This window comes from Mesorhizobium sp. M7A.F.Ca.CA.002.04.1.1, assembly GCF_004022805.1.
GTDB classification, from domain to species: Bacteria; Pseudomonadota; Alphaproteobacteria; order Rhizobiales; family Rhizobiaceae; genus Mesorhizobium; species Mesorhizobium ciceri.
This window is the reverse complement of the sequence record NZ_RZPL01000432.1, coordinates 1-4,927: the sequence shown is the minus strand read 5'-3', so window position 1 is coordinate 4,927 and position 4,927 is coordinate 1. Positions and strand designations below refer to the sequence as shown.

The 4,927-nt window shown below is 64.7% G+C and carries 5 protein-coding genes; all 5 read left to right on the top strand.

Annotated features, from left to right (window positions below):
* Positions 1 to 1,171: S41 family peptidase (locus ENZ75_RS20920; RefSeq protein WP_164887904.1), on the top strand; the 1,171-nt coding region annotated here is incomplete at its 5' end.
* A gap of 212 nt (positions 1,172 to 1,383) precedes the next feature.
* Entirely contained in the window at positions 1,384 to 2,562 is a 1,179-nt protein-coding gene (locus ENZ75_RS20915; protein WP_063169215.1) for a divergent polysaccharide deacetylase family protein, read from the top strand.
* Between the two features lie 30 nt (positions 2,563 to 2,592).
* Positions 2,593 to 3,114, top strand: a complete 522-nt coding sequence (locus ENZ75_RS20910; protein ID WP_013529078.1) for an RNA pyrophosphohydrolase — start codon at positions 2,593 to 2,595, stop codon at positions 3,112 to 3,114.
* 110 nt (positions 3,115 to 3,224) lie between these two features.
* Positions 3,225 to 4,364 (top strand): alanine racemase, encoded by a 1,140-nt coding sequence (gene alr / locus ENZ75_RS20905; RefSeq protein WP_063169214.1) that lies wholly within the window; start codon positions 3,225 to 3,227, stop codon positions 4,362 to 4,364.
* Positions 4,365 to 4,638: 274 nt separating this feature from the next.
* On the top strand, positions 4,639 to 4,927 hold a 289-nt coding region (locus tag ENZ75_RS20900), incomplete at its 3' end, for a GreA/GreB family elongation factor (protein WP_128278281.1).

Below are 4,927 nucleotides of genomic sequence, written 5' to 3'. Positions count from 1 at the left end.
GTATGTGACGCCGCCCGACGACAAGTCGCTGGTCGAGAATGCCATCAACGGCATGCTGGCTTCGCTTGACCCGCACTCCTCCTACATGAATGCCGAGCAGGCGCAGGATATGCGCGTCCAGACCAAGGGCGAGTTCGGCGGCCTCGGCATCGAAGTCACCATGGAGAACGATCTGGTCAAGGTGATCACGCCGATCGACGACACGCCGGCCGCCAAGGCAGGCGTGCTGGCCGGCGACTACATCGCCAAGATCGACGGCGAAGAGGTTCGCGGCCTGACCCTCAACGATGCGGTCGACAAGATGCGCGGCCTGGTCAACACGCCGATCAAGCTGACCATCCTGCGCCAGGGCGCCGACAAGCCGATCGAACTGACGGTCGTGCGCGACATCATCAAGGTCAAGGCGGTCAAGTTCCGGGTCGAGAACGACATCGGCTACATGAAGATCACCTCCTTCACCGAAAAGACCTACGACGACCTCGAGAACGCCATCGACACCATCAAGAAGCAGATTCCCGACGACAAGCTGAAGGGCTACGTTCTGGATCTCCGCCTCAATCCGGGTGGCCTGCTCGACCAGGCGGTGAGCGTGTCCGATGCCTTCCTCAACCGCGGCGAGATCGTCTCGACGCGCGGCCGCGACCCCAAGGACGTCACCCGCTTCGACGCCAAGCCCAAGCAGGTCGACGACATCAACGGCAAGCCGATGATCGTCCTGGTCAATGGCGGTTCGGCCAGTGCCTCGGAAATCGTCGCCGGCGCGCTGCAGGACCTGCGCCGCGTCACGGTGGTCGGCACGCAGTCCTTCGGCAAGGGTTCGGTGCAGACCATCATTCCGCTCGGCGAGAATGGTGCGCTCAGGCTGACGACGGCGCTCTATTACACGCCGTCCGGCAAGTCGATCCAGGGCAAGGGCATCACGCCCGACATCAAGGTCGAACAGCCACTGCCGCCGGAACTGCAGGGCAGGGATCTGACGCGTGGCGAATCCGATCTCAAGGGCCATATCAAGGGCGCCGACGAGAGCACGACGGGTTCGGGCTCGGCCGCCTATGTGCCGCCGGATCCGAAAGACGATCTGCAGCTCATCTATGCCGAGCAGCTGCTGCGTGGCCAGAAGACCGATCCGTCCTTCCCGCCCAATCCGCAAAAGGCGGTTCTCAACCAGTAGGGATCTGGAGCGGCGCACGCGCCGCTCCATCTTTCTGTTTGAGCATGATGGAAGCAATGCGATGCTGCCGGGACCGAAAGGTTCCGGCAGTTTGATTCGGGGGCGAGGCAAAGCTCCCAAGGCATGGCGCGGGGGTGCGCCGGGATTGATGAATTCGCGCATGCCGTTTCGAAGTGGCTTCGCCTTCGGAGCCATGCGCCCGGGGATTACGCTTGACTGATATCGGCAAGGACATCGAACGCCCGCTCGGACAGGCAGTCCGGCCGCCGCGCGCCGCCGGCAAGCTCAGCGGCGGTGCGATCATGGCGACAGTGGCCGTGCTGGTGGTGGCAGGCATCTCCGGCGCGATCGCGCTCAGGGAAAAGCCGTTTCGTAAGCCGCAACAGGTTGCCGTTTCAACGCCGAAAGTGACCGCGGCGGCCGAACCTGCCGCCGCGCCGCCTGCATTGGCCCCGGCGGCACCGAAGCCGGAGGCGCCGGTCAAATCAGGTGGGCCGCAGATCATCCATGTGCAGACGGAGGAGGGCGATGGGCCGCCCAAGGCAGCGATCGTCATTCGCGACCCGTCGACCGTCGGCCAGAACCTGAAGGTCGCGCATATTCCAGACAAGGCGCTGATCGAGGCCAGCGAGACCGGGCCGTTGCCGGTGCGCGCCGCCGATGGCAGGCGGCCGTTCGACGTCTATGCGCGGCCCTGGTCGGGCGGGCGCGGCGCACGGGTGGCGATCGTCATCGGTGGACTTTCGGTTTCGCAGACCGGCACCCAGGCGGCCATCGCCAAGCTGCCGGCGGAAGTGACGCTGGCCTTCGCGCCGCAAGGCAACAGCATCGGCCGCTGGATGCAGGCAGCCAGGCAGAGCGGCCACGAGATCGTCATGCAGGTGCCGCTCGAACCGTTCGATTATCCCAAGGTCAATCCGGGACGCAACACGCTGACGGTGGCGGCGAGCGCGGACGAGAACCTGAAGAGCCTGCACTGGGCGCTGTCGCGGACGACCAACTATACCGGCGTCATGAACTATATGGGCGCCCGCTTTTCCGCTGACGCGGCGGCGATGGAGCCGTTCATCGCCGAGCTCGGCAAACGCGGCCTCGCCTATATCGATGACGGCTCGTCGGCGCGCAGTCTGGCGCCGGATCTGGCGCTGAAGGACGGCGTGCCCTTCGTCGCCGGCGACATGGCGATTGATGCCGTGCAGGATCGCGGCGAAATCCTGAAGAAGCTCGACAGCCTGGAGGCGACCGCGCGGGCCAAAGGCACTGCCGTCGGCATCGGTTCGGCCTTCGACCTGACGGTCGATACCGTGTCATCCTGGGTGGTCGAGGCCAAGAAGCGCGGCATCGAGATCGTGCCGATTTCAGCGGTGGCTATCGATCCGCAAAAAGGCTAGCCCTCGGAAGACGGCTGGAAAGAGTGACTGATGCCAAAGACGAACAAAATCGACCGCGAAACGCTGCCTTACCGACCCTGCGTCGGGCTGATGATCCTCAATGCCGAGGGCCTGGTCTGGGTCGGGCACCGCATTGCCGAACCGGACAGCGAATTTGCCGGCACGACGCAGCTCTGGCAGATGCCACAAGGCGGCATCGACGAGGGCGAGGAGCCCCTGCAGGCGGCCGAGCGCGAGCTCTATGAGGAGACCGGCATGCGCGGCGTCTCGCTACTGGCCGAGGCGCCGGACTGGATCAACTATGATTTGCCGGAGCATCTCGTCGGCATCGCCTTCAAGGGCCGGTATCGCGGCCAGACGCAGAAATGGTTCGCCTTTCGCTTCCACGGCGATGTCAGCGAGATCCAGATCAATCCGCCGCCGGGTGGCCACACCGCCGAGTTCGACAAATGGGCATGGCGGCCGATGCAGGACCTTCCCGACCTGATCGTGCCGTTCAAGCGCCATGTCTATGAGGATGTGGTGGCGGCGTTCCGGCATCTGGTGCGATAGTAGGGGAGTAGGGGAGTAGGGGAGTAGGGTTGAATGTTCTGTTGCGGTCCGCGCCAAATTCTACTGACTACTGACTACTGACTAACCCATCCACCACAAGAACGGTCGCCATGAACGACGCCCTCCAAAAATCGCCGCCAGAAGAGGTCACCGCCACGAGCGAAGTGGCGGCTGGGGCCATCCTCACCATCGATCTCGGTGCAATCCGTGAAAACTACCGGCGGCTGAAGGCGCGGTTGGGCGATGTTGCCTGCGCTGGTGTGCTCAAGGCGGACGGCTACGGCCTTGGCGCCGGCCAGGTCGGGGCGGCACTGCTGCGCGAAGGCTGCGATATCTTCTTCGTTGCGCTTCTGGGCGAAGGCGTCGCCCTGCGCCGCTCGCTTGGGGCCGGCCCTGCCATTTTCGTGTTGAACGGCATTCCGCCCGGTGCCGAGCCGGACGCCGTGGCAGCAAACCTTTGCGCTGTTATCAACAGCCACGAGCAACTGGCAGCCTGGCGTGCTGCGGCCCGCCGCGCCGGCCGAAAACTGCCGGCCGCGGTCCAGGTCGACAGCGGCATGTCGCGGCTCGGCATGGCGCCTCGGGATGTGGATCGCATCGCCGCCGATCCGCAGGCTTTCGACGGCATCGACATCCGTTACGTGATGAGCCATCTGGCCTGCGCCGACGAGCCGGAGCATCCGGCCAATGAGAAGCAGCGGTCGGTGTTCGAGCGGCTGCGCGCAATGTTGCCGAAGGCGCCGGCGTCGCTGGCCAATTCCTCCGGCATCTTTCTTGGGCCGTCCTTTCACTACGATCTCGCCCGCCCCGGTGCCGCCCTCTACGGCATCAATCCGACGCCGCCAAAGTCCAATCCGATGCTGCCGGTGGTGCGGCTGCAGGCAAAGGTGGCACAGACGCGCAGCGTCGAAAAGGGCGCCGGCGTCGGCTATGGCCACAGCTATCATGCGCAAGGCCCGCTCAGGCTGGCGACGATTTCGTTCGGCTACGCTGATGGCTGGCAACGCCGCGCCGCGTCCGCCGCCTGGTTCGAGGGCGTGCGGCTACCTTTCGTCGGGCGGGTGTCGATGGATTCGATCATTCTCGACATTTCCGCCCTGCCGGCCGGCAGGCTGCGCGAGGGTGATCTGGTCGAACTGCTCGGTCCCTCGCAAAGCGTCGATGACGCCGCCGGCCATGCCGGCACCATCGGCTACGAGATCCTGACCAGCCTCGGTCCGCGCTTCCATCGGCGCTATGTCGGCGGTTGAGCGGTTTGGCCGCGCTTGACAAGCGGACGCCTGTCGGCAAGGCTCCATGCATGAGCAACCCAGCTTATATCAGAACCTTGTTCAGGGTCTGCCCGATCGCGGGATCGTAGCCCCGGCGCGGTCGCCTTTTGGCGTCCGTCCGAACCGGGGCATTTCTACCTGACATTATCATTCCCGAGCCAGACAGCTTCGCGGCTGCCGGTTTTTCATCAAGCCACCGTTTGCGCGGCGGCAGGCGCGCGTCTGTTCGATGCGCCAAGTCATGAGGTTTGCCATGCAACATGCAACAGGATTGCGTCCACCGAGCCGGCTTCTGGTCACCGATGCCGACCATCATAGGCTGACGGGCCTGGCGCGGGCGTCGCTCGACCGCGTGCCCGAGACGGCCGAAGAATTGCTTTCGGAGATGGACCGTGCCGTTGTCACGGCAGCGGCTTCCATGCCGGCCAATGTCGTGCGGATGGGCTCGGCGGTAACAATCCGCAACGATGGCGGCAACATCCAGCGCGTCACGCTGGTCTATCCCGGCGAAGCAGACATCAGTGAAAACAGGATCTCGGTGC

Excerpts from the sequence above, each read along its gene's own strand:
- alr (WP_063169214.1), top strand. The coding sequence starts at position 3,225 with ATGAACGACGCCCTCCAAAAATCGCCGCCAGAAGAGGTCACCGCCACG.
- ENZ75_RS20910 (WP_013529078.1), top strand. The coding sequence starts at position 2,593 with ATGCCAAAGACGAACAAAATCGACCGCGAAACGCTGCCTTACCGACCC.